Source organism: Nocardiopsis sp. MG754419 (genome assembly GCF_018207095.1).
Taxonomy (GTDB): domain Bacteria; phylum Actinomycetota; class Actinomycetes; order Streptosporangiales; family Streptosporangiaceae; genus Nocardiopsis.
In genome coordinates, this window is the sequence record NZ_QOCZ01000047.1 from 1 (window position 1) to 22,301 (window position 22,301).

The window sequence follows — 22,301 nt, forward strand, 5'->3', positions numbered from 1 at the left end:
TCCGGCTGCGGTCTCCCAGGGGCCGTAGCGCTCGGGCAGGTCTCGCCAGGGGATCCCGGTGCGGGAACGGAAGAGGATCGCATTGATGATCTTGCGGTGATCAGCCCACTTCTTGCCTTTGGGGGCGTTGGTGGGAAGGAGCGGGGCGAGCAGGGCCCACTCGGCATCGGTGAGTTCATGACGTCCGGGCACGTTCACCCACACTGCCAGGGCAGACCCTGCTCCGCTCCCACTTCCAAAAAACAGCGCCTAGGCTTTTCCATGGTCTCCTCCTGCTGTTTCAGGTGGGGATTCGGCCCCGGCCCGGTGTTCGCCGCGCCGTGCCGGGGCACCTCCACTCCTGGGTCCTTCTCTTGCTCTGTGGCTGGGCGGGACTCCCCGATTCCGGGACACACCCACCGCAACGGCGCATCCCGCCCGTCGCAAGGGAGCCGCAGGCCCGCGCCCACGCGCCCACGCGCCCACGCGCCCCAGGCTGTTCTCCGATGCCGGTCGATACCCGGTCGAGTGAGTGGTGACCTTCGACCGGTGACGCCCAACAGCACCGCGAAACTGCCTTCAGGCGACCGGTCGAGTGCGACCGGAACGGTCGAAAGCCGCCCTCACGGTCACCACGCGGCCCGGGCCTCGGATGAAATCCCAGTACAGAGCCATCGCCTCGACCAGGGCCAAGCCGTATCCGCCCTCCGTGAGAAGCGCCGCCGATTCCGGCCGGTCCGGCACCGGGTGGGCTTCGGGGTCGGTCGGTTCCACTCCGAGACGAGGACCGTCATCGGTCACCCGGAGCAGGAACAGACGTCGACGTCGCTCGATCTCGATGCACACCCGTCCCCCGGGCAGCCCGGACGCCGTGTGCTTCAGGGCGTTGGTGTGCAGCTCCGACAGCGACACCAGGAGGGGGTGCGCGCAGGACGGGGTGGTGCGGACCACGTGGGAAGCCCAACTGCGGGCGGCTTTGAGATGCCAGAGCTGGTGCCCGCACTCCAGGGCGCCCAGGTCAGGTTCCGTACAGCGGATCCGTCGTGGCAGTTCCAGGGGTGGTCGGGTGAGGGACATGGAATTCACCGGTTCCTTTCGTCGTCGCGCTGAGGGCTGCTGCCCCGCGACAGAAAGGATGTGGCCTGCGCCGACGCCGCGTGAAGGCTGACCGGAGAGCTCCCGAATCTTCCAAGAGGGCCTGGAATTTACTGGAAAACTCCCACGACCGACGGCCTGATGTGCTCCTATGGTCGCCATGACCCCCGACGAACGCACCTTGAAGGTTTTCGGGCGTGAACTACGCAGGCTAAGGGTCGAAGCCGAACTGACCCAGGAAGCGGTCGCACGTCGCACCAGCCTGCACGGAACGACGATCAGCAATTCTCACGTGTCCGACATCGAGAAGGGCAAGGCTGTGCCGCGCCCCTGGCTGCGGCGGGCTCTCGACGAGATCCTGCAAGGCGGTGGGCGCCTGGAGCGGCTCTGGGAAGAGCTCACCGGTTCCGGTCGCCGCGCTTGGCTGCACGAGGTCGCCGAGCGCACCCACCGAGCCGATGCCCTGTACGAATATCAAGCCCTGGTGTTCCCGGTGTACCTACAGACCGAGGCCTACTCACGTGCTGTGATCCGCTACGGTGCACCGTGGCTGTCCGCGAATGAACTCGCCGAGCGAGCCCAGCAAAGGGCCCGGCGGGCTCAGCAGATGGCGAAGGCTCTCTCCCCCATCATCTGGCTGGTCGTCGACCAATCCCTGCTCATGCGTCGCTACGGTTCGGCCGAGGTCCAGTTGAGGCAGCTGGAATATGTAGCCGACCTGGTGGATCAGGAACGCATCAATCTGTTGATCGTCCCCGTGGACGAGCCTCGGCATGCGGGAAACAACGGCCCGTTCCGAGTCATCACCTCTGCCGATCAACCCGAGGTGGTCTACGTGGAATCGGCCCACCAGGGTCAGATCATCACCGCGACCAATGAGGTGGGACGCTACCGAATGTGGTTCGCGGCTCTTCAAGGTGTGGCCTGGGGGCCGGACAGGACTCTGAGGGCCTTGCAAGACGAGATGAAGAGGATCAACGGTGACTGACTGGCACAAGAGCAGCTACAGCGGTGGCAACAACGAGTGTGTGGAAGCCCGGGAACACCCCTCCGGGGCCGACGTGCGGGACACCCTCAACAGAGAGCTGGGCCATCTGTCCTTCACTCGCACGGAGTGGAGCGCCTTCCTCGACGCCGCCCGGTAGACCGTCACGCGGCGACCTCACCGCTGAACGGAGAGAGCGGTGTTCCCTCGCGACGCGCACGCCCCCCGAAAGACCCTGCAAGTGTTCGAGGGACACACGGCGCACGGCCCGGAATCCATGGACTCCGACGACACTCCCCGGCGCGACCGTCCGAAGCCCTGTCACCCCAAGTCGGGTGGGGTGCCCCCGCACGGCTGCGCTCAGCGGCCGGCGGTGTGGGTCGCGTAGAGGTACAGGAGCGCGTTCATCGAGGTACCGCTGACCAGCGCACGTGTCCTCACCAACTCCGGGACACGGTCGACGGGTACCCAATCCAGACGCTCGGCCTCCCAGTCCTCCTGGGGCTCGCCGACCCGCTCGGCGCTGTCCGCGACGAACACGTGGTGCTCGCTGTCGGAGATTCCGCTGGAGGGTTGGGTGTACAGGAGCGGGCGCAGCGGCCCCGGACGCCATCCGGTCTCCTCCTCGACCTCCCGCGCGGCGGCGTCTTCGGGCTCTTCGCCCTCGTCGACCCCACCGATCGGGATCTCATACCCCCACGTGTCGGTGATGAAGCGGTGACGCCACAGCAGCAGCACGTTGTCCCGACCGTCGAGCACGACGGCTCCGGCACCGGGCGCCGAACGGATGACCCGGTGCGCCAGGTGACGACCGCCGGTGACCTCCACGTCCGCGAGGCGGATGTCGAGCCACGCGTCGGTGTAGAGCGGTTTCTCCGAGTGAACGGTCCAGCGCACGGTCGACCTCCAGGTTTCTCGGTGTGCCCGGCCAGGCAACCACGTTTCGGTCGAAGGCGGTCCGGGCCCCGTGCCGACGTCGACGGTCTCCACGGAGGGGTGTCGCTCGTGGTGCGCTCCTCTCGGTGTTCGTGCCGGGTCCGGTGCGGCGGACCGCGCACGTGGACCCGCCCGGGTCGCGTGCCCAGGGGTGGGGCACAGTCGTCGGCGGTCACTCGGCTTCGTCACCCGAGCCCGGTGTGAGGGGTCGGACGATCGACCGGCGGGCGCGGATCACCGCGCCCCACCATCAGGGTGACCTGCTCGTCGCCGGTACGAACGTCGTGGTCGCCTCCCGGGTGAACGGGCATCGCCAGAGACGCCGTGGGCGGCCCGGAACCCTCCCGTGTGTCGCCCATGCACACAGGGGGTTCCGGGCCACCACGGCTTCCGGCGGCGGAGCCTCCGCCAGGCTCCACCGTGGGTGCGTCCGGTCGCGAAGACGCTCATCCCTCGTGTCGGCACGGAACCGTTCCGCCACCGCGAGCGGTCATCGCGCCATGTGACCGCCGCCGTGACGACTCGGCTCCTCGGCCGCTACCCGGCCTCGCCCACCACGGGGCTCGGGGAACGGGCCTCCCGAGATTCTCGGGCCGACGCCGATGCGTTCCTCCACCCGACTGGACGTCCGCATCGGGGGTGAGGGGGCGTGCTCCGTCGACCGGATCCCGCAGTCCATGAACCGGGGGGAAGTCTTCGGTCGATGTGCCGGCCGGGGGTCCACGGGCCCTGGCCACCGTGTTCCGCCGCGATCCCCGGGGGCCACCGTGCGCGGTCGACGGGTCGCGTCGTTCCCCCCGCAGGGAACGGCGTCGCCCACCACCGCCACGGCGGAGGCCGGCGGATGCGCGGCCCGGGACACGGGCGTCGTCGGCTCCCCCTGCCCTGGGGAGTGTGGTGCCGGGAAGAACGGATCCTTCGGTGGAGGGGGTCGGTGCGGGAACCGGGGCGTCCTCGTCGGGGACGGTGCCGCCGTCATCGGAAGGGACGGCCGTCGTGGCGGTCCCGTGCTCTGTCGGGACCTCGGTCGGATCGGCGGCCGGGGGCGAGGGGTCGCGCGGGCCGTGGTCGACGACCAGCGAGGGCGGGGCGTCCTCGACGTCGAAACGGCGCCAGCCCGTGGTGCCGGACTCGTCGCGTTCGGCGAGCCGCAGGTGGACCTCGGAGGCTCCATTGTCCAGAGCCCACTGGTAGGCCGCGGTGACGTCGAACTCGACGCCCCCGTCCACGGGGCAGGCGGCACGCCCACCCGTGACCTCACGGGTGTCGAGGAGATCCCGCGCCTTCGGTTGATCGTTCCAGGTGGCCCCGGTGGTGAAGGGGTCCACCCGGTGCAGTTGCATGACGGACGCGCCGTCGCAGTCGTAGGACCACGCCACCTCGGTGCGCAGCACGGCGGAGTCCACGACCGTGCCGGGGTCGAGCGTGACCGGGAACCGGAACAGCGCCCTGCGCGTGTAGACACGGTCCCAGGCCAGCCGCCCCGTGCCCACACTCTGTTCCGCGGCACCGTCGTGGGCCCGGTCGGGAGAGGCACGATCCACGTAGGTCCACGCGGAGCTCTCGGTCTCGGCCCGGCCGCCCTCGGAGCCCTCCGACGCGGAGGAACCGTGTCCCCGGGACGCGTCATCGTCGGATCGTTCGGCATCGGCCCTGTCACCGTCGACGTCCTCGACGGAGGGGGTGCCGTCGGTGTGGGCCGGGGTGCGGGGCTCCTCGTCGCCCGGGACCGTGCCGGCCGGTGCACCGCTCGGCTCGGCCGCGTCCGTGGCGACGTCGACGCGGGCGGTGGGCTTTTCCATGGCTGTGGCGGGAGCGACCACCCCCAGCGAGAACACCAGGGCGCAAGCCGCACAGACCGCCGTCGCGCGGGACAGGGAACGACGCATGACGGGGGGTGCCTGCACAATCCAACGATGACCGAAAAGAATCCGGACGGGGCCTTACTCGCCCCGTTCCAACTACGAGCAATTTATCAAATTCCCGCAGCGAGACACAAACGCCAGAGACATAATTACAGGCCAAAACCGCAATTATCACCACCAGAAAAACGGACACCACGCGAACCCGTCACCTCGGACAAAAGCGACCCACGAGCCCGAGTGGCCCTTATTCGGAGACAACCGAATACGGGTTCGCATCGAACCGAAAGCCGACACCCGAGAAAAGGAAGAGGACCCTCCACAACACCACTTCATTCCAGCCCGGAATGGCCTGCGTGCCGCGACCGATCGATAGGACGATCACAGCGGTCGCCGTTGATCGGTATGGCGCCCGCGGGCTCCGGGGGAACGGCGTCCGTCACGGGCATGGCTCCCGGCCGGTCCGTGCACACCAGGCCGACACCGCACGCCCGCGGAGCGAGAGACGGTGACGGCTGGGGCGAGGAGCGTCCTGTTCACTCCTCTTCGGGAGGCGGTCCGGACGGTTGCTCCCGGAGCCGGAGGCGGCCCGCGAGTCGGTAGTCGAGGTGGACGTCGGTGTAGCGCGTTCCGGAGCGGACCGGCCGGGGCAGCCCCCGGCGTTCGCTGTGGGAGACGCTCTCGTGGTCCGGCTCCCCCCAGGTCCGGGTCCTGACTTCGGGCACCTCGCGAAAGATCAGTTCCCGCGCCGACAGGGACGCGTCGATCCCGACGTCGTCGCGGGGTCCTTCCCCGTCCCGTGTCATCGCTCTTCCTCCTCGTCGTCCTGGTCCTCGTCCTCCTCGTCCCACTCCTCTTCCGCATCCTCGTACTCGGCGTCCTCGGCGTCGTCCTCTTCCTCGTTCTCGTCCTCTTCCTCGTTCTCGTCCCCTTCCTCGTCCTCGTCCTCGTCCTCGTCCTCGTCTCCATCGTCGACGAGGCCCTCCACCAGATCTCCGGCGGTCTCAGCCGTCTCCTCCAGGGCGCTTCCGGCACCCTGACCGAGTTGCGCCGCGGCCTGACCGGCGCCCTCCGACACGTTCTCGATCGTGCGCTGCGCGCCCTCGACCACGTGTTCAAGGATCTCCGGGTGAGCGTCGATGGTCTCCAGGACCCGGGCGATGACGTCCCGCACGTTGTCGAGCCGCACCTTGAGGAGGGCCTGGGCCTCGACCCCCTTGATGGTGAGGTCGACGCGGCCGAGCTCGACCTCCACGCCCACGTTCAACTTGAGCAGGTCCAACACCTCGGCCTGGAGAGCGACGGACGCGCTGAGGTTCTCGACCTCCAGCTCGATCTCGTCGACCTTCACGACCGGGATGTCGAGGTACACGTCGGACGCGTCGGAGGACTCGGCACGCGCACCGCGCTCCTCATGCGGCTCGGGTGTCCTGTCCTCGTCGGAGCGCCGGGAGCGCGGCACCCTCTCCTGATCCGACCGCTGCGAACGCGACGTGGTGCTCGCGTCCTCGCGCTCGGGACGGGGTGTTCCGTTCTCGTCGGAGCGCCGGGAGCGCGGCGCCCTCTCCTCATCGGACCGCTGCTCGCGCGGGAACCTCTCCTCGCGCTCACGCTCGGGCTTCTTCTCGCCCTTGGGCTTCTCGGTGCCGCCGGCGTCACGACGACCCGCGGTGTCCCGCACACCTCGTTGCATCCCCTCCGCACCCTTCCGGGCGGTGGGGCACCTCGCGCGTCCTCCCCTCCGAAGGGCACGCGATGCGACCGACCACCCCGTTCGAGAGTCGGAATTGCACCATTTGCGAACTAAGTGAGTATGTCCGCTCTACCCCGGGCCCTCCCGCGGAAAACGACCGCCGACCGCCCCTGAACCGCACCCTCCGGCGTCCTCCCAGGTCGTCCGGTTACGGGACCGCGAAAGGATCACGGGACACACCCCCTCGGCGGCGGGATCGGAGGTAGGAAGCCCGCACACGGCCGGGATCACAGCCGGGCGGCCCGGCGGGCGGCGGCGGAGACCGACGGATGACGCACGGGTGGTGCTCCGTGGAGTGATCCGTGCGAGGGGACCACCGATGCGCGGGGCCCGGGGTGCCCTCGGAAGCACACCGGCGGGCACGGCGTCGGCCCGACCCTCGGACCGCCCCACACTGGCCGGTCCGAGGGTGCGCTCGGTGGTGCGGTCGTCACGTCAGTCGGCGGGCGGACCGGCCTCGACCGCTCCGTTCGTCCCGTTCTGCGCGCCCGGGGCCCGGGTTCCGGGTCCGGTGTATCCGGCCAGGACCGCGCGCGGAAGGGGGCCCTTGATCCGCGCACCACTGTTGCTCTCCTCCCAGGCGTGCGCGAGGATGCCGACCGACCGGGAGAGGACGAACAGCCCCCGGGCCAGCTCCGCGGCGAAGCCGAGGGAGGCGTACACGGTGGCCGTGGCCCCGTCGATGTTCATCGGGACGGGACGGCCCCGCCGCTCGGCCAGGGCCTTCTCCAACGCCAGGGCGGATTCGAGGGGGCCCGGGTCGACGAGCCCCTCCTCGACCGCCTCGCGCACCATCGTCAGAAGCGGGTCGCGCCGGGGATCCTTCGGGTGGAAGCGGTGCCCGAAGCCCGGGACGTATCCTCCCCGCTCGCGGTACTCGGCGACGATGGACCCGGCCACCTCGTCGACGTCGGCACCCTCGGAGCGCAGCTCCGCCATCCGATCCAGCAGGGCGACGCACTGCTGTCCGGCACCACCGTGCACGTCGCCCAGCAGGTTGACGCCGGTCGCGACCGCGTTGTTGAGCCCCAGACCACAGGTGGCCGCCATCCGCGCGGCGGCGATGGACGGGGCCTGGGGCCCATGGTCGACCCCGGAGACCATCGCGGCCTCCAGCATCCGGGCCCGCGCGGGATCCGGCAGCTCTCCGCGGAGCATGAGCCAGACGACCTCGATGAAACCGTGCCGACCGATGACGTCCTGGACGGGGTAGCCGCGCAGTTCGATCTCACCGGGGGCGATGCGGGTCAGGGAGTTGGACCACCACGCACCGATCTCGTCGTGGGTCATGGTCGGTTCGTGCGGAGCGTTCACACCACACCCGCCTCTCTGAGCGCGTCGACGTCGTCCTGGTCGAATCCGGATTCCCCGAGGATCTGATCGGTGTGCTCGCCCAGCAGGGGCGGCGAGCGGTCGGGGCCGAGGGCGGAGCCGTCGACGTGCACGCCGCTGCCGAGCACCCGGAGTTCACGGTCCTCGTCACCGGGGAAGGGCAGGGTGCGCACGAGCCCCCGATGGGCGACGTGGTCCAGTTCGAGCGCCTCGCGGACGCTGAGCACCCGGGCCGCGGGGACCCCGGCCTCGGAGAGGATGTGCTCCCACTCGGCCGCGGACCTCTCCGCGAGGCGTTCCTCCAGCGCCTCGCGCAGGGCGACGCGGTGGGACTTGCGGCCCTCACGGGTGGCGAAGCGGGGGTCCTCGACGAGTTCGGGGGCCGCGAGACGGGCGCACAGGATCTCGAACTGTTCCTGCTTGTTGGCGGCGATGTTGAGCGTGCCCTCGCCGGTGGAGAAGGTGCCGGACGGGGCGGCGGTGGCGTTCTCGTTGCCGATCCGCGAGGGTTCGACACCGGCCGAGAGGTAGTTGGACACGCCCCAGCCCATGGCGGTGATCGCCGTCTCCAGCATCGAGACGTCGAGGCGGGACCCCTCACCGGTGCGTTCGCGCCGGACCAGGGCACCGGAGATCGCGAACGCCGCGGCCAGACCGCCCATGACGTCGGCGATGGGGAAACCGGCGCGCAGGGGGCCGGTCTCCTCCGTCCCGGTGGCGTCCATCATGCCGGACAGCCCCTGGATGATCTGGTCGTAGGCGGGCCGGTCGCTCAACGGCCCGTCCGCTCCGAAGCCGGACACGGCGCAGTACACCAGGCCCGGGTTGATCTCGCTCAGTTCGTCCCAGCCGAACCCCAGCCGCTCCATGACGCCGGGGCGGAAGTTCTCGATGAGGACGTCGGCGTCCCGGACCAGGCGCCGCATGACCCGTCGCCCCTCGGGGGCCTTGAGGTTCAGGGTCAGTGACCGTTTGCCCGCGTTCTGGGCCAGGAAGGACGCGCCCACGCGCCGCTCGTTCAGTTCCGAGGAGGCGCCGAGCTGTCGAGCGAGGTCACCGGAGGCGGGGACCTCCACCTTGACCACGTCCGCCCCCATGAGGGAGAGCTGGTACCCGGCGTAGGGCCCGGCCAGCACGTTGGTCAGGTCCAGGACACGGACCCCCGCGAGGGGGAGGGTGTCCCGCGGGGCCGTCGCGGCGCTCATCTGTGCTCCTTGTCGTCGGACACCACGTGCTCGGAGGCCGGGTCGAACCCGATCCGGCCGATGCGCAGCGCGGCCTCGCGCACCGCTCCGCTGAAGGCGCGGACGGCGGCTTCGGTGAACCGCGCGGTGGGGCCGCCCACGGCCAGGGCCGCGACGGGCGCGGGCCCACCGCGGGCTCCGAGCACCGGGGCCGCGACACCGGAGGCACCGTGCTCGCGTTCGCCGTGGCTGACCGCGTAGCCCTGGCTCTCGGCCTCGGCGATCTCCGTGCGGAGGCGGTCGAGGTACTGCGGCCCGTGGGGGGAGGCCGCGGCGACGCGGCGCACCACCGACTCGGGGACACCGACGAGGAGCACCTTGCTGGCCGCGCCGCCCCAGAGGGGCATCTCGTCACCGGTGTTGACGACGTGGCGGAGGCGTTGGGGCCCCTCCTCCTGGGCGACGCAGACACGCACGGCGTCGGCGCGCACGTAGAGGTTGACCGTTTCGGAGGTCTCGACGGTGAGGTCCCGCATGATCGCGCGGATCGACTCGGGCACCTGCCAGATGGCGTGGGCCAGCCGCGCCCAGCGCAGCAGACCCGGTCCGGCTCCGATGCGACCGTCCGAACCGGTCCACAGCAGCCCTCGCTGTTCGAGGGTGCCGACCAGCCGCAGGACGGTGGTCTTGGCCAGTCCGGTCAGTTCCACCAGTTCCCGCGTGGTGTAGCGCTGGTTCCTCTCGTCGTAGAGGTCCAGCAGGTCGAGGGCGCGCACCACACTGCGCACGCCCCCTTCGGCATCGCCCGCCATCACACTCCCGTCGCGGTCCACCTGGTGGACCTTATGGACTACTAGATGGTTCTCTGCGGGTCAGAGTAACCCAGGCGCCTCACGATCCGCCAGAGGCCCCCGATCCCGGACCTCCCCGAAGCGAGCGCTCTGTCCAGGCATGATGTGGACAGGACGGCGTGACGACTTCGTTAAGGAAAGATTTCCGCGACGCATTGACACCGTTGCGAGTGATTTGCATCATTCTCTGAACCAATGAGCGGCCCATCAAGTCCACCTGGTGGACCAGAGGGTCGAGAGGGAGTGAAGATGGACAAGCAGCGCACCCTGCGTGCGGCGGGGGCCGTGTGCGCGGCGCTCGTCGTGGGTGCCGCCGCGGTGAACGCCGCGCTCTCGCAGACGCACGAGTCCCAGGCCCGCGCCCGCGCCCGCGTGGACATCGTGGTGCCCGCCGACCCGGGCGGCGGGTGGGACCTGGTCGCGCGGGAGGCACAGCACGCGATGCGGCTGAACGGCATCGTGGCCAACACCCAGGTCCTCAACCTGCCCGGCGCCGGCGGCACGATCGGCCTGGCACAGACCGTACGGCGCGAGGGCAACGCGACCACCCTGATGACCACGGGCACCGTCATGATCGGCGGCATCATCGTCAACGACTCCGCGCAGACGCTGGCGGACGTGGTGCCCATCGCCCGGGTCGCCGACGACTACGAGGTCTTCGTGGTCCGGGACGACTCGCCCCTCCAGGACATGAACGACCTGATCGAGGCGTGGGAGGACGACCCGGGTTCGGTGGCCGTCGGCGGCGGCTCCCTCGGAGGCACCGACCACCTCCTGGCCGGGCTCGCCGCCCAGTCCCAGGGCATCGGCCCCTCGGACGTCAACTACATCCCGTTCGCGGGCGGCGCCCAGGCGCTCACCTCCCTGCTCTCGGGCAGCATCGACGTCGGCGTCTCGGGTTACAACGAGTTCAGCGACCAGGTGGAGACGGGCAACCTCCGGGTGCTCGGGGTCTCCGCCGAGGAACGGGTCCCCGGCCTGGAGGACCACCCCACCCTTCCCGAACAGGGCGTGGACGCCGTGCTGCCCAACTGGCGCGGCTTCATGGCACCACCGGGGATCACCGAGGAGGAACGCGCGGAGCTGACGGCCATCGTGGAGGAGATGGTCGCCACCCCCGAGTGGCGGGACACGCTGGAACGCAACCGGTGGGACGACACCTTCCAGTCCGGGCCGGAGTTCGAGGAGTTCCTGCGCGAAGAGATCACCCGCATCACCGCCGTCACCGAGGACCTGGGACTGTCATGAACCGACTGAGAGAATCCGCTCCGGACGCGCCCGTGGGCGGAGCGACCGACCACACGTCCCACTCCTGGTGGACGGGGCGCAGTGAGATCTTCGTGGGTCTGCTCGTCATCGGCGTCGGCCTCTTCCTCACCTCGCAGACGCTGGCCATGCACGTTCCGGACACCTCCACCGGACCGGGCCCCCAACTCTTCCCCGGCCTGGTGTCCGGGCTGATGGTGGTCCTGGGCGGGCTCCTGGTGTTCCAGGTCGTCCGTACTCCGGCCGCGCCGGCAGAGGAACAGGCGCAGGAGCAGGAGCAGACGGACGAGACCGCGTCCGCCGGGGTCGTCGGTGAACTCGTCGAGGGCCAGGAGCCCCGACGTACCGCCACGCACAGCGACTGGCGCACGGTCGGCCTCGTCCTGGCCTCGGTCGTCGCCTTCGCCGTACTGCTGCAGCCCCTGGGCTGGCTGCTGTCCGGAGCCCTGTTGTTCTTCGGGGTGAGCTGGGCCTTCGGAGGCCGTCGACCGCTGTTCGAGGCGGCCGTCGCCCTGGTCTACTCGGCCGTCGTCCAACTCGCCTTCGTGGCGGGTCTGGGCCTGAACCTGCCCTCCGGGATCCTGGGAGGTGTGCTCTGATGGACACCCTCATGCTGCTGGGAGGCGGTTTCGCCGCCGCCCTGACCCCGGAGAACCTCCTGTGGGCGTTCGTCGGCGTGGTGTTGGGCACCGCCGTCGGTGTGCTCCCCGGGCTGGGCTCGGCGATGGCCGTGGCGCTCCTGTTGCCGGTCACCTTCAAGCTCGACCCCACCGGTGCCTTCATCATGTTCACGGCCGTGTACTACGGCGGTCTGTTCGGTGACTCCACCACGTCCATCCTCATGAACACGCCGGGCAACAGTTCGGCGATCGCCACCGCGATCGAGGGCCACAAGATGGCCAAGCGCGGCAAGGCCTCCCAGGCCCTGGCGACCTCGGCGATCGGCGCGTTCATCGGCGCGGTGGTCTCCACGGCCGTGGTCGCGTTCTTCTCCGGTGTCATCATCGACATCGCCCTCCGGTTCGGTCCCGCCGAGTACTTCGCCCTGGCGGTCTTCGCCTTCGTGGCCACCTCCGCGGTCGTCGCCCAGTCCATGGTGCGCGGTCTCATCGCCCTGACCCTGGGGTTGGGCATCGCCATGGTCGGCATCGACGCCCAGAGCGGCGCCGCCCGGTTCACCCTCGGCGTGCCCTCCCTCTTCGAGGGCATCGGCATCGTCACCGTGACCGTCGGTCTGCTCGCCCTGGGCGAGGTGCTGCACGTGGCCTCCCGCATTCACCGGCAGGGTCCCGACGCGCAGCCGATCCGGACCGGCGGAACGCTCTGGCTGGGGCGCGGCGACCTGCGCCGGGCCGTGCCGGCCTGGCTGCGCGGCCTCGGCTTCGGTCTTCCCTTCGGCACCATTCCGGCCGGTGGATCGGAGATCCCGACCTTCCTGGCCTACGGAACCGAGCGCAAGCTCTCCCAGCTCAGAGCCCGGCGCGGCAAGCGTCCCGACGAGTTCGGCAAGGGCGCGATCGAGGGTGTGGCGGCACCGGAGGCGGCGGCCAGCGCGACCGCCGGCACGGCGATGGGCGCCCTGCTCGGGCTGGGTCTGCCGACCTCGGCCACGGCCGCCATCATGCTCGCCGCGTTCCAGCAGTACGGCATGCAGCCCGGCCCCCTGCTCTTCGAGCGCAACGCCGACCTCGTGTGGGCTCTGCTGGCGAGCCTGTTCATCGGCAGCGTGATGCTGTTGATCCTCAACCTGCCCTTCGCGCCGTTGTGGGCCAAACTGCTGCTCATCCCGAAGCGGTACCTGTACGCGGGGATCACCGGATTCGCGGTGCTGGGTGTCTACGCCTCCTCGTACGCGATCACCGACCTGTGGTTGCTGATCCTCCTGGGATTGCTGGGCTTCATGATGCGTCGGTACGCGATCCCCGTCGCCCCGGTGCTCATCGCCGTCATCCTCGGTCCCCTGGCGGAGACCGAGCTGCGGCGCGGGCTGGCGATCGGGCAGGGGGACGTCGGGGTCATGTTCACCGGGCCCATCACACTGGGCATCTACACGGTCATCCTGCTCGCGGTCGGGATCGTCGTGGTGGCGCGGGTGCGCTCCGCCAGGCGTGCGACCGCGTCGACCGCACCCGAGTCGACGCCGACCGGGTGATCCGGGGCGGCCGGTCGGGAGGCACATCGTGTTCCCGGTCGGCCGCCCTCGGGGCGCGTGGCCCCGGGGTCACAGACCGGGGGCTCGGCGCCTTGGGCAGGTGGGCACCCGGGGAGCGCGGCCGGGCGCGCGCGTGCGGCCGGGATCCAGAGACCGGGGGACCGAGGACCTTGGACCGCGGCGACCCTACCCACCGGTCTCGTGGCCCGGAGTGACATCGGCCCACCGGAGCGCAATGGCGCGTGTCACAAACATCCACGATGTCGCCGATCCGCCTTGTTGGTGGGGTTTTCGGTCGTCCGCAGTCCCTAGAATCCGGTGCATGGAGACCCCCACCCCCGCTTCATCGGCCGCCCCCCATGTCGCCGGTCGTTACCGGTGCGGCGAGAGTGTCCGCCTGAGCGACCGGACCCTGCTGTTCGACGCCCACGACACCGATACGGACACACGTGTTCTCGTGGAGATCGACGAGGCCTCCACGGACCACGCGCACGCGTCGGCCCGCAGGGCGGAACGACTGCACGGCATCGGCCATCCCGTCCTGGTGGAGATCCTCGACCACCGGGTCGAGCGGGGCCGCCCCACGACGGTGTACGCGGCACCGTTCGGGGAGCCCTTGGCCGACATCATCGGAGAGCGGTTCGGTGAGCGCGTGTCCCGGCGTGAGGCCCTGGACATCGTCGACACCCTGCTCTCGGCCCTGGAGGAGTTCCACGAGGAGGGGCTGGTCCACGGTGTGATCGGTCCGAACACCGTGTTCCTCGCCGACGACGGCGCGGTGCGGCTCCTGCCGGTGGTGGCCGAACCCGACGTGGAGGTCGACGATCCGCACGAGGACGTGCGTGCGGTGGGCGATCTCCTGCGCGTCATGATCACCGGTATGGGCGCCGAGGCGGCCCAGGGCGCGGTCTCCGAGGCCGGTGACGAGTTCGCGCTGCTCGTGGACAAGGCGACGGCGGTCGACCCCGCCCACCGCCCACGCGACGCCTCCCACTACCGGGCCCTGGTCCGGCGGGCCAAGGACCGTCTGCCCTCCTCCCCGGGCCGGCACGCGGCGTCGGACGCGGTGGAGCAGGGCCCCGTCGACGTCCCGGAGCCCGCGCGGGGAAGATCGCGCCGTCCCCTCGTCCTGGGGGCCGCGGCCGTCGTCCTCCTGCTCCTGGTGGCGACCCTGGTGACCTGGTCGCTCGCCGGCTCCGGAGGTGAGGCCGAAGCCGACCCGGCCTCGGCCACCATGCCCGATCTGGTCGGGCTGAGCCCCGATGAGGCGACCGAACGCCTCGACGGCCTGGCCGTGGCCACGGAGATCTCCTACGACCAGGTCCGCGACGAGGAGATGGAGGCCGGTCTCGTGGCGTCCGTGGCCCCCGAGGAGGGGACCCCACTGGCCGAGGGCGACGCGGTCACGATCTCGGTGTCGTCCGGACCCGTGGACCTGGACATGCCCGATCTGGTGGGCGAGGCCGAGTCCGAGGCCCGGGAGGTGCTGGAGGACCTCGGGTTCACCGAGGTGACGGTCGTTCAGGAACCCTCCGACTCCGCCGCCTCCGGAACCGTTCTCGACACCGACCCCGAGGCCGGTGAGACGGTCGCCTACGACGCACCGGTGAGCCTCACGGTCAGCGAGGGCGTCACCCTGCCGGACGTGGTGGGTCTGGACGAGGCCGGGGCGCGATCGGAGATCGCCGAGCTCGGGCTGCTGGTGGAGGTCGTGGTGGCCGCGGAATCCGACCGGCCCGAGGGCGAGGTGACCGCCCAGTCCCCCGGTGCCGGAGCGATCGTCGAACCGGGCTCGGCGGTGACCCTGACGGTCGCCCCGGAGGACGAGGAGACCGACGACGCGGAGACCGAACAGCGAGAGCGGGACCCCTCCGATCGGCGCGGTGACCGACAGACCGACGACGGTCGCGACGACCGCTCTCCGGAGCGACCGGACGAGTCGCCCGACGTCGCGGCGCCCGAGGTCGAGCCCTGCACCTCCGGTACCTGGTCGGAGAGCACCACCTACACCGAGGGTTCCCGGGTGGTCCACGACGGACGAGAGTACGAGGCGGTGTGGTGGAACAGCGACATCTCCCCCGCGGACACGGCCGACTGGGGGCCGTGGCGTGAGGTCGGATCGTGCTGATCCACCCGGCGGTCGGATCCCGCTGACGGTGTCCCGGGCACGACGATCCGGGTGAGGACCGCACAGGCCATCATGGACCGGGCGGGGGCCTTCCCCTGCGCGTCGCACGACCTCTTCGAAGGAGCCCGATGACGTTCACCGGCCTCAGCGCCTTTCCGCTCACCCCGCTCACGGCCGAGGGCGAGGTCGACGAGCCCGCGTTCGTCGGCCTCATCGACCGTCTGGTCGCGGCCGGGGTCGATTCCCTCTCCCCGCTCGGGTCGACCGGCTCCTACGCCTACCTGCACCGGGAGGAACGCGCCCGGGTGGCCCGAACGGCGGTGGCGCACGCGGGCGGGGTTCCGGTGATGGTGGGGATCGGGTCGCCGCGCACCCGCGACGTGCTCGCCCACGCCGAGGACGCACAGGAGGCGGGGGTGTCGGCGGTGTTGCTCTCCCCGGTGTCGTACCAGCCGCTCACGCCGGAGGACGTGTTCGGACTGTACGAGGAGGTGACCCGGGTGCTGTCGGTACCGCTGGTGGTCTACGACAACCCCGGCACCACGCGCTTCACCTTCACCGACGAGCTGTACGGGGCCGTGGCGGAGCTTCCGGGGGTGGTCTCGATCAAGATTCCCGGAGTGCCGGTCGATCCGGCGGAGGCACGTGAGCGGGTGGCCCGGCTGCGCGGGCTCCTGCCCGGGCACGTGACCCTCGGGGTCTCCGGTGACCCGTTCGGGGCGACCGGACTGAACGCCGGGTGCGACGTCTGGTACTCCGTGCTCGGCGGCACCCTCCCCGAGGCGGCGCTGGCGATCGTCGACGCCGCCCGTGCGGGCGACGCGGCCGGGGCGGTGACCGCCTCCGAGCGTCTGCGCCCCTTGTGGGACCTGTTCACCGCGCACGGCAGTCTGCGTGTGATCGCGGTGGTCGCCGAACACCTGGGGCTGGTGCGCGGCCCGAGCCTGCCCTCCCCGCTGCGCGGCCTGACCGGGAAGGAACGGGCGCGGGTGGTCTCCGTGGTGGACGCGCTCGGAGGGGGCGCCTGAACCACGTTTCCGGCCGGCGGTTCCGCGGGGGCACCACGCGGCCGAGGGGGCTCCCCCACGGCGGGCCACCTCTGCGACACCTCGCCTCCTCGGTTCCGTGACGCACCGCCTCGGGGCACCCGGACTGGTCAGTGATCGGGCGGGGCGAGACGTTCGGTGTGCGCGCGGAACCAGTCGATCGCGAACCGCTGCGCGGCGATGCCGTAGGCGAGCGTCGCGCGTTGGTGTTCAAGGATGTCGTGGTACTCCTCGGGGATGTCCCGGGCGTCGATGCGCCGGTCGAGCTCCGTCAGTCGGGCCAGGTCCGCCTCGAAGCGCTCGGTGATCCGCCGCAGCACGGGGGCGCGCTCGTCCGGTTCGATCAGGCCGAGGAAGTAGAGCCGGGACAGGGCCGAGACCTCGGTGTCCGGCCCGGTCGGCTCCCCCAGCATCCAGGACCGGAACTCCTCATGACCGGCGTCGGTGACCCGGTAGACCTTCCGGCCCCGCGCGCCCGCCTCCACGCTGGCGACCTCGATGTGCCCGCGTGCGAGCAGGCCGTCCAGGGCGCGTTTGATGCTGCCGGAGCTGGCGCTGTAGAAGAGCGAGACTCCGGCTTCGAACGACTTGATGAGGTCGTAGAGGGACTGGGGGGTGATGAGGAGCATCCCGAGGATCACGTGGGCCATGGGGAGAGTCTAGACCGTTGACTCTCATAGACATGTCTATTAGACATATAAAGCATCGACGACCGCACCCGCCCACGTCCCGATCGAGGTGTCACCCCATGAACATCGACCAGCGCAGGGTCCGGCGCTTACGGAAGGGGCTCGAACGCCTCACCCGCCGCCGCGGCGCCATGCCCGCGCCCCAGGTGCTCGTCCGGGCGCCCGGCTTCACGTTCGGCTTCGGCGACCTGTCCCGGCCCTTCTACTCCGCCAGCGTCGGCAAGATCGTGACGGCCACGCTCATCGCCATGCTCGTGGAGCGGGAGCGGTTCGCCCTCACCAGTCCGCTCCGCTCCGTGCTCCCGGCGGCCGACCTCGCCGGGCTGCCGTCCGCCCCCGGTGTGGACGTCGCCGCCGACGTGACCGTCGAGCACCTGCTGACGCACACCAGCGGCATCCCGGACTACTTCGAGCCACCACGCGGCGCGGAGACCGACTGTTCCCTCACCACCCTGGGCCGCCACCGCGATCGTCTCTGGCGTGCTCCGGACCTGCTCGACGAGGTGCGCCGACTCCCGGCCGTGGGTCGGCCCGGAGAGTTCCTCCACTATGCGGACTCCAACTACGTCCTGCTCGCGCGCGTCATCGAGGAGGCCTCCGGGGAACGGTTCGCCGACCACGCGCGCGCACGCGTGCTGGAGCCCAGCGGCATGGAGCACGCCTCGATGCCCTACCTTCCCGACGAACCGCCCGAGGACCTCACCGGGCTCGACGCACACCCCTTCTGGGTGGCGGGGCACGAACTCAGCCACGCCCGCAGCATGAGCTGCGATCTGGGCGGCGGCACCATCGTGAGCACCGCCGAGGACCTCGTGCGCTTCCAGCGGGCCCTGCACGGCGGACGGCTCGTCTCCGACAACCTCCGCGCGTACCTTCTGCGTCCCCGTCGCCGTCTCCGTCGTGGCGTCCACTACGGCGCGGGGAGCATGACCCTGCGCTTCGGGGAGATCCTGCCGCCACTCATGCGGGGGCTCCCCGAGCCGGTGGGCCATCTCGGCGTCACCGCGACGCACCTGGCCTACTACCCGGATCAGGACGCCCACGTGGTGCTCAACTTCCACTCCACCCGCCAGATGAACGCGAGCTTCATGACCCACGCCCGTATCGCCGGGATCCTCGCCGACGGGAAGGCCTGACCCGCCGCACGCCACTCCCCCGGAACGGACACCGCGATGCTCCCACCTTCGAACGGCGGGCCCGAGACCCGGCGGCCTTCTCTCCACCAGGGGCGACCCCAGCGAAAACGGGAGGGACGGCGCCCCTCGGCCCCTTCCCAGCCTGGACGGCACGGGGCCCGGACCACCACCGATCGCGGCGGTCCGGGCCCCTCCGGCCTCACCGGCCGACGCACGACGCGGACGGACGTCCACGTCGGTGGAACGCGGTCAGTCCGTGGGCGCCACACCGACGGCGACCGCCAGGTCCTGCCAGGACATGCCCGACCCCTTGAACACGTTGGGCCGATCGACGCGACGGGTGACCTCACCGCGCACCACCGGGGCCAACCCGACCAGGTCGTCGACGGTCAGGGCACCCTCCTCGATGGCGAGCACCACGTCACCGCACTCGCGCAGAGCGGCCCCCCGGTCCTCGACCACGACCTGGGAGCGGCCCATGAGGGCGGCGTCCAGTTCCCGGCGGTCGGCCTCGTGGGAGCCCATCGCGATCACGCACGCGCCGTCACGCACCAGGGAGCCGTCGAACAGGGGCTCGGCGCTGGAGGTCGCGCACACGACGAGGTCGGCGTCGGCGACGTCGGCGACGGTGCCCGCCTCGGCGGTGATCCCGCGCGAGGCGAGTTCGGCCACTGCGGCTGCCACCCGGTCCGGACTGCGGCCGACCATCCGGATGCTGCTCGGCACCCGGATCCGGGTCATGGCGACGACGTGCTCCACCGCCTGGGGTCCGTTGCCGAACACCACCAGCCGTGAGGCGTCGGGGTCGGCCAGGTGGTCGGCGGCGACCGCGGAGGTCGCCGGCGTCCGCAGCGACGTGAGGCTCACCCCGTCGACGAACACCCGCGGGGTGAGCGTCGCGGCGTCCATGAGCACGTAGACGGCCTGGATGCGGGGCAGACCCGAGGCCGGGTTGTCGGGCGCCACCGAGGCGACCTTGACACCCACCCAGTCCCCCAGGGTCGAGGGCATGAGCAGCAGATGGCCGGACCCGGCGTGGGCGTGCGCCCGCGCGGGGTCGTCGGCGGGGTCGAACCCGTTCCTGAGGGCGTCCTCGATGAGGGTGCGCGCCCGGTCGGGGTCGATCCGGCGGCGGACCTCGTCCGCGCTGACGAACGGCAGTCCGTTCGTGGTCGGCACTGTGGTCTCCTTGAGGCTCATGCGCTCGCCTTCGTCTCGTCGGTGCCCTCGCGCGCGGCGATGAGCGCGGTCTCCTTGCGCACGACCGAGCCGGAGAGGGCCACGGCGGTGAAGGAGATGACGGCCAGGACCACCAGGTAGGCGGCGATCGGCCACCAGGCGCCGTCGAAGCGGGCCAGCAGCCAGGTCGCCAGCAGCGGCGCGGTGCCGCCGGCCAGGGCGGCCCCGACCTGGTAGCCGAGGGTCACACCGGTGTAGCGGACACGGGTCGTGAAGATCTCGGAGGTGAGGGTGCCGAGGGTGGCGGTGACCGGCGGCCAGGCGAGCCCGAGGGCCAGCACGACGGCCGCGTACACGGCCCAGTTCATCTGGAGGTCGAGCAGCATGAAGAAGGGCACCGACACGACGGCGATGATGAGCGTGCCGCTGAGGAAGACCTTCGGACGGCCCAGGGTGTCGGAGAGGCGACCCATAAGCAGGATGACGAGGGTGCTCACGAACGCGCCGGCGCTCACCGCGTTGAGGACCACCGACCGTTCGATGTCGAGGGTGCCCGTGGCGTAGCTGACCACGAAGGTCGCGAAGATGTAGAACGGGGCGGTCTCGACGACCTTGGCCCCGATGGCCACGAGCACGGAGCGCCAGTGGTCGCGCAGGGTGTCCTTGATCGGCAGCTTGGCGACGTCGCCGGTCTTCTTGGCCTCACGGAAGGCGGGGGTCTCGTCGAGGCCCTTGCGGATCCACAGCCCGACGAAGACGAGCGCGAGACTGGCGATGAACGGGATGCGCCAGCCCCAGGACTCGAAGGCGTCGTTGGGCAGCATGCTGACCAGACCGAAGGCGATGGTGGACAGGAGCATGCCGATGGTGATGCCGGTCTGGGGCACCGAGCCGAAGAAGCCGCGACGGTTCTCGGGCGCGTACTCGTAGGCGAGCAGCAGGGCGCCGCCCCACTCACCGCCGATGGCCAGTCCCTGGATGACCCGACACAGGATGAGCAGGATCGGCGCGAGGAGGCCGACCTGTTCGTAGTTGGGCAGGAGACCGATCGCCACCGTGGCGCCGCCCATGAGCGACAACGTGATGACCAGGGTCTTCTTACGGCCGATGCGGTCGCCGATATGGGAGAAGACGATGCCGCCGAAGGGCCGGATGAAGAAGGTCAGGGACAGCGTCAGGTACGACAGCATCAACGAGATGACGGGATCGTCGTTGGGGAAGAACTGCTTGTCGAAGATCAGCGCCGCGGCGGTGGCGTAGAGGAAGAAGTCGAACCACTCGATGGCGCTGCCGCTGAGGCTGCCGATGAGCACACGGCGGTTGGTGACCGGTTGGCCGACCGTGGACTGTTGGGGAGACACGCAGCACTCCTCGTGTCAGGGCGCACGTGACGTGGGCCTCAGGACAAGAACGTGTGCAACGTACAATTTTACGTTGCACAAAGCAAGAGTTCTCGCCACCTCAACCAAGCCGTGACCTGCGAAGAGTCCCGGTACGGGCCGGCCCCGCACCGTCACCGAGCCCACCGTGACCGGTGTTCCGGCGCGATGTCAGCCCTCCTCCCGCCCGGCCCACACCCCCCGCACGTGCCCCAGGTGCCGGCGCATCAGCGCCTCCGCTCCGGCCACGTCCCGCGCCACGACCAGGTCGAGCAGGTCGTGGTGCTCCTGGGCGGTGGCGCCCAGGCGACCCTCCTCGTACAGGCGGCGCAGCGCCGACAGGCGCGACATACCCCGCAGCCGTCGCACCTCCTCGACCAGGCGCCCGTTACCGGCGATGGCGAGCAGCCCGAGGTGGAAGGTGGTGTCGGTGGCGATGAACTCCTGCAACTCACCCGCCGCGGCGGTCTCGTTGAGCCGATCCGCGAGCGTGCGCAGTGGGGCGATCCGCTCGTCCGTCGCGATGCGCGCGACGCGCCCCACCGTGGGCACCTCGATGAGTTCGCGCAGCTGGAGGATCTCGTCGAGGGTCACGTCGCCGACCTCGACCACGCGGTACCCGCGGTGGCGCAGGGTCTGCACCAGACCCTCCTGCGTCAGCTCCATCATGGCCTCGCGCACGGGCGTGGCCGAGACACCGAGGCGTTCGGCCAGAGCGGGCGCCGAGTAGATCCGGCCGGGTTCGAGTTCACCGGCGACCATGGCCTGACGCAGGACGTCCGTGACCCGGGACCGCAGACTGCTGTTCTCGGCGAGCGACCCGATCACCGGCCGCTCCCGCGGCGCCTCGATGCTCATGTGCTGTTGTTCCTCCCCGCGCGGACTCCCCGGACCTCCCAGGATGCCACGCCGACCCGCGCGCACCGCCACCCTGCGCACGGCCCCCGGCGCCCGACGTCCGGGGTCACACGCGCTGCCGGGCGGGGCTCACGTCCTTCGGACGACGTGCGCGGGTGCGCGGCCGTGTCGAGGGGTCGGGCGTACGTGAGCTCGCAGGGCGCTCCGGGCCGCACGGCCCCGCACGAGCCGTGCGGCCGTGGCGGCGCCGAGCGAAGGCCCGGCCGAGGTGGTCGCCTGCGACGCCCCGTCCTCCCGGCCGGCACGGTCGCCTCCCTCGGGGCGAACGCCGGCTCAGGCGGCCCACGCGAGCGGCGACGGTCCGCCACCCCGCGCGACCGCTCCTGTGCGCGGCCCGTCGGCCTTTCTCCCCTGCTCCGAACAGGGGTTTGCCGGTGACCCCCGCATCGCGGCACACCCCCGGTCGACGGGGGCAGGGCACGCTCCCCTCG

General features: G+C 70.8%; 21 protein-coding genes. 8 read left to right on the top strand and 13 right to left on the bottom strand.

The window, feature by feature from the left end:
• Both DSY14_RS11565 and DSY14_RS11570 read right to left on the bottom strand, forming a co-directional pair.
• The coding region (locus DSY14_RS11565; protein ID WP_211716511.1) for a transposase at window positions 1-192 on the bottom strand (192 nt) is incomplete at its 3' end.
• A 366-nt stretch (window positions 193-558) separates the two neighbouring features.
• Window positions 559-1,056, bottom strand: a complete 498-nt coding sequence (locus DSY14_RS11570) for an ATP-binding protein (RefSeq protein WP_211716536.1) — start codon at window positions 1,054-1,056, stop codon at window positions 559-561.
• A 178-nt stretch (window positions 1,057-1,234) separates the two neighbouring features.
• Between DSY14_RS11570 and DSY14_RS11575 the strand changes: the two genes are divergently transcribed.
• Window positions 1,235-2,062 carry a helix-turn-helix transcriptional regulator gene (locus DSY14_RS11575; protein ID WP_211716512.1) on the top strand — a complete coding sequence of 276 codons (828 nt, stop codon included), beginning with the start codon at window positions 1,235-1,237 and terminating at the stop codon, window positions 2,060-2,062.
• Window positions 2,055-2,219 carry a DUF397 domain-containing protein gene (locus tag DSY14_RS11580; protein ID WP_211716513.1) on the top strand — a complete coding sequence of 55 codons (165 nt, stop codon included), beginning with the start codon at window positions 2,055-2,057 and terminating at the stop codon, window positions 2,217-2,219. The genes DSY14_RS11575 and DSY14_RS11580 overlap by 8 nt, the downstream gene beginning before the upstream one ends.
• A 200-nt stretch (window positions 2,220-2,419) precedes the next feature.
• Here DSY14_RS11580 and DSY14_RS11585 read toward each other — a convergent pair whose 3' ends face one another.
• From DSY14_RS11585 to DSY14_RS11615, 7 genes are all read right to left on the bottom strand, one after another.
• Entirely contained in the window at window positions 2,420-2,956 is a 537-nt protein-coding gene (locus DSY14_RS11585; RefSeq protein ID WP_211716514.1) for an NUDIX hydrolase, read from the bottom strand.
• A gap of 485 nt (window positions 2,957-3,441) precedes the next feature.
• Window positions 3,442-4,902 (bottom strand): DNRLRE domain-containing protein, encoded by a 1,461-nt coding sequence (locus DSY14_RS11590; RefSeq protein ID WP_307851191.1) that lies wholly within the window; start codon window positions 4,900-4,902, stop codon window positions 3,442-3,444.
• Window positions 4,903-5,393: 491 nt separating this feature from the next.
• Window positions 5,394-5,663, bottom strand: a complete 270-nt coding sequence (locus tag DSY14_RS11595; protein WP_211716515.1) for a hypothetical protein — start codon at window positions 5,661-5,663, stop codon at window positions 5,394-5,396.
• Window positions 5,660-6,550, bottom strand: a complete 891-nt coding sequence (locus DSY14_RS11600; RefSeq protein WP_211716516.1) for a hypothetical protein — start codon at window positions 6,548-6,550, stop codon at window positions 5,660-5,662. Before DSY14_RS11600 ends, DSY14_RS11595 begins: the two co-directional genes overlap by 4 nt.
• Window positions 6,551-7,045: 495 nt before the next feature.
• Window positions 7,046-7,900: a citryl-CoA lyase gene (locus DSY14_RS11605; protein WP_211716517.1), complete on the bottom strand. Its 855-nt coding sequence runs from the start codon at window positions 7,898-7,900 to the stop codon at window positions 7,046-7,048.
• 20 nt (window positions 7,901-7,920) lie between these two features.
• Window positions 7,921-9,147, bottom strand: a complete 1,227-nt coding sequence (locus DSY14_RS11610) for a CaiB/BaiF CoA-transferase family protein (protein WP_211716518.1) — start codon at window positions 9,145-9,147, stop codon at window positions 7,921-7,923.
• Window positions 9,144-9,959, bottom strand: a complete 816-nt coding sequence (locus tag DSY14_RS11615; RefSeq protein WP_307851192.1) for an IclR family transcriptional regulator — start codon at window positions 9,957-9,959, stop codon at window positions 9,144-9,146. Before DSY14_RS11615 ends, DSY14_RS11610 begins: the two co-directional genes overlap by 4 nt.
• 267 nt (window positions 9,960-10,226) lie before the next feature.
• On the opposite strand from DSY14_RS11615, the gene DSY14_RS11620 reads away from it, so the two are divergent.
• The 5 genes from DSY14_RS11620 (at window position 10,227) to DSY14_RS11640 (ending at window position 16,551) form a co-directional block, all read left to right on the top strand.
• Window positions 10,227-11,225, top strand: coding sequence for a tripartite tricarboxylate transporter substrate binding protein (locus DSY14_RS11620; RefSeq protein WP_211716519.1), 999 nt, complete (start codon window positions 10,227-10,229; stop codon window positions 11,223-11,225).
• Window positions 11,222-11,842, top strand: coding sequence for a tripartite tricarboxylate transporter TctB family protein (locus DSY14_RS11625; protein WP_211716520.1), 621 nt, complete (start codon window positions 11,222-11,224; stop codon window positions 11,840-11,842). The genes DSY14_RS11620 and DSY14_RS11625 overlap by 4 nt, the downstream gene beginning before the upstream one ends.
• On the top strand, window positions 11,842-13,395 hold the full coding sequence (locus tag DSY14_RS11630) for a tripartite tricarboxylate transporter permease (RefSeq protein ID WP_211716521.1): 1,554 nt from the start codon (window positions 11,842-11,844) through the stop codon (window positions 13,393-13,395). The genes DSY14_RS11625 and DSY14_RS11630 overlap by 1 nt, the downstream gene beginning before the upstream one ends.
• Window positions 13,396-13,717: 322 nt before the next feature.
• Window positions 13,718-15,523, top strand: coding sequence for a PASTA domain-containing protein (locus tag DSY14_RS11635; protein WP_211716522.1), 1,806 nt, complete (start codon window positions 13,718-13,720; stop codon window positions 15,521-15,523).
• Window positions 15,524-15,651: 128 nt separating this feature from the next.
• A complete protein-coding gene (locus DSY14_RS11640; protein ID WP_211716523.1) occupies window positions 15,652-16,551 on the top strand; it encodes a dihydrodipicolinate synthase family protein in 900 nt (299 codons plus the stop codon).
• Window positions 16,552-16,679: 128 nt separating this feature from the next.
• Here DSY14_RS11640 and DSY14_RS11645 read toward each other — a convergent pair whose 3' ends face one another.
• Window positions 16,680-17,219 carry a PadR family transcriptional regulator gene (locus DSY14_RS11645; RefSeq protein ID WP_211716524.1) on the bottom strand — a complete coding sequence of 180 codons (540 nt, stop codon included), beginning with the start codon at window positions 17,217-17,219 and terminating at the stop codon, window positions 16,680-16,682.
• 98 nt (window positions 17,220-17,317) lie between these two features.
• On the opposite strand from DSY14_RS11645, the gene DSY14_RS11650 reads away from it, so the two are divergent.
• On the top strand, window positions 17,318-18,394 hold the full coding sequence (locus DSY14_RS11650; protein ID WP_211716525.1) for a serine hydrolase: 1,077 nt from the start codon (window positions 17,318-17,320) through the stop codon (window positions 18,392-18,394).
• A gap of 249 nt (window positions 18,395-18,643) precedes the next feature.
• Here DSY14_RS11650 and DSY14_RS11655 read toward each other — a convergent pair whose 3' ends face one another.
• From DSY14_RS11655 to DSY14_RS11665, 3 genes are all read right to left on the bottom strand, one after another.
• A complete protein-coding gene (locus tag DSY14_RS11655; protein WP_307851193.1) occupies window positions 18,644-19,573 on the bottom strand; it encodes an ornithine cyclodeaminase family protein in 930 nt (309 codons plus the stop codon).
• A 17-nt stretch (window positions 19,574-19,590) separates the two neighbouring features.
• Entirely contained in the window at window positions 19,591-20,934 is a 1,344-nt protein-coding gene (locus DSY14_RS11660; protein ID WP_211716527.1) for an MFS transporter, read from the bottom strand.
• Between the two features lie 189 nt (window positions 20,935-21,123).
• Window positions 21,124-21,810 (bottom strand): GntR family transcriptional regulator, encoded by a 687-nt coding sequence (locus DSY14_RS11665; RefSeq protein WP_211716528.1) that lies wholly within the window; start codon window positions 21,808-21,810, stop codon window positions 21,124-21,126.
• Window positions 21,811-22,301 lie beyond the last annotated feature (491 nt).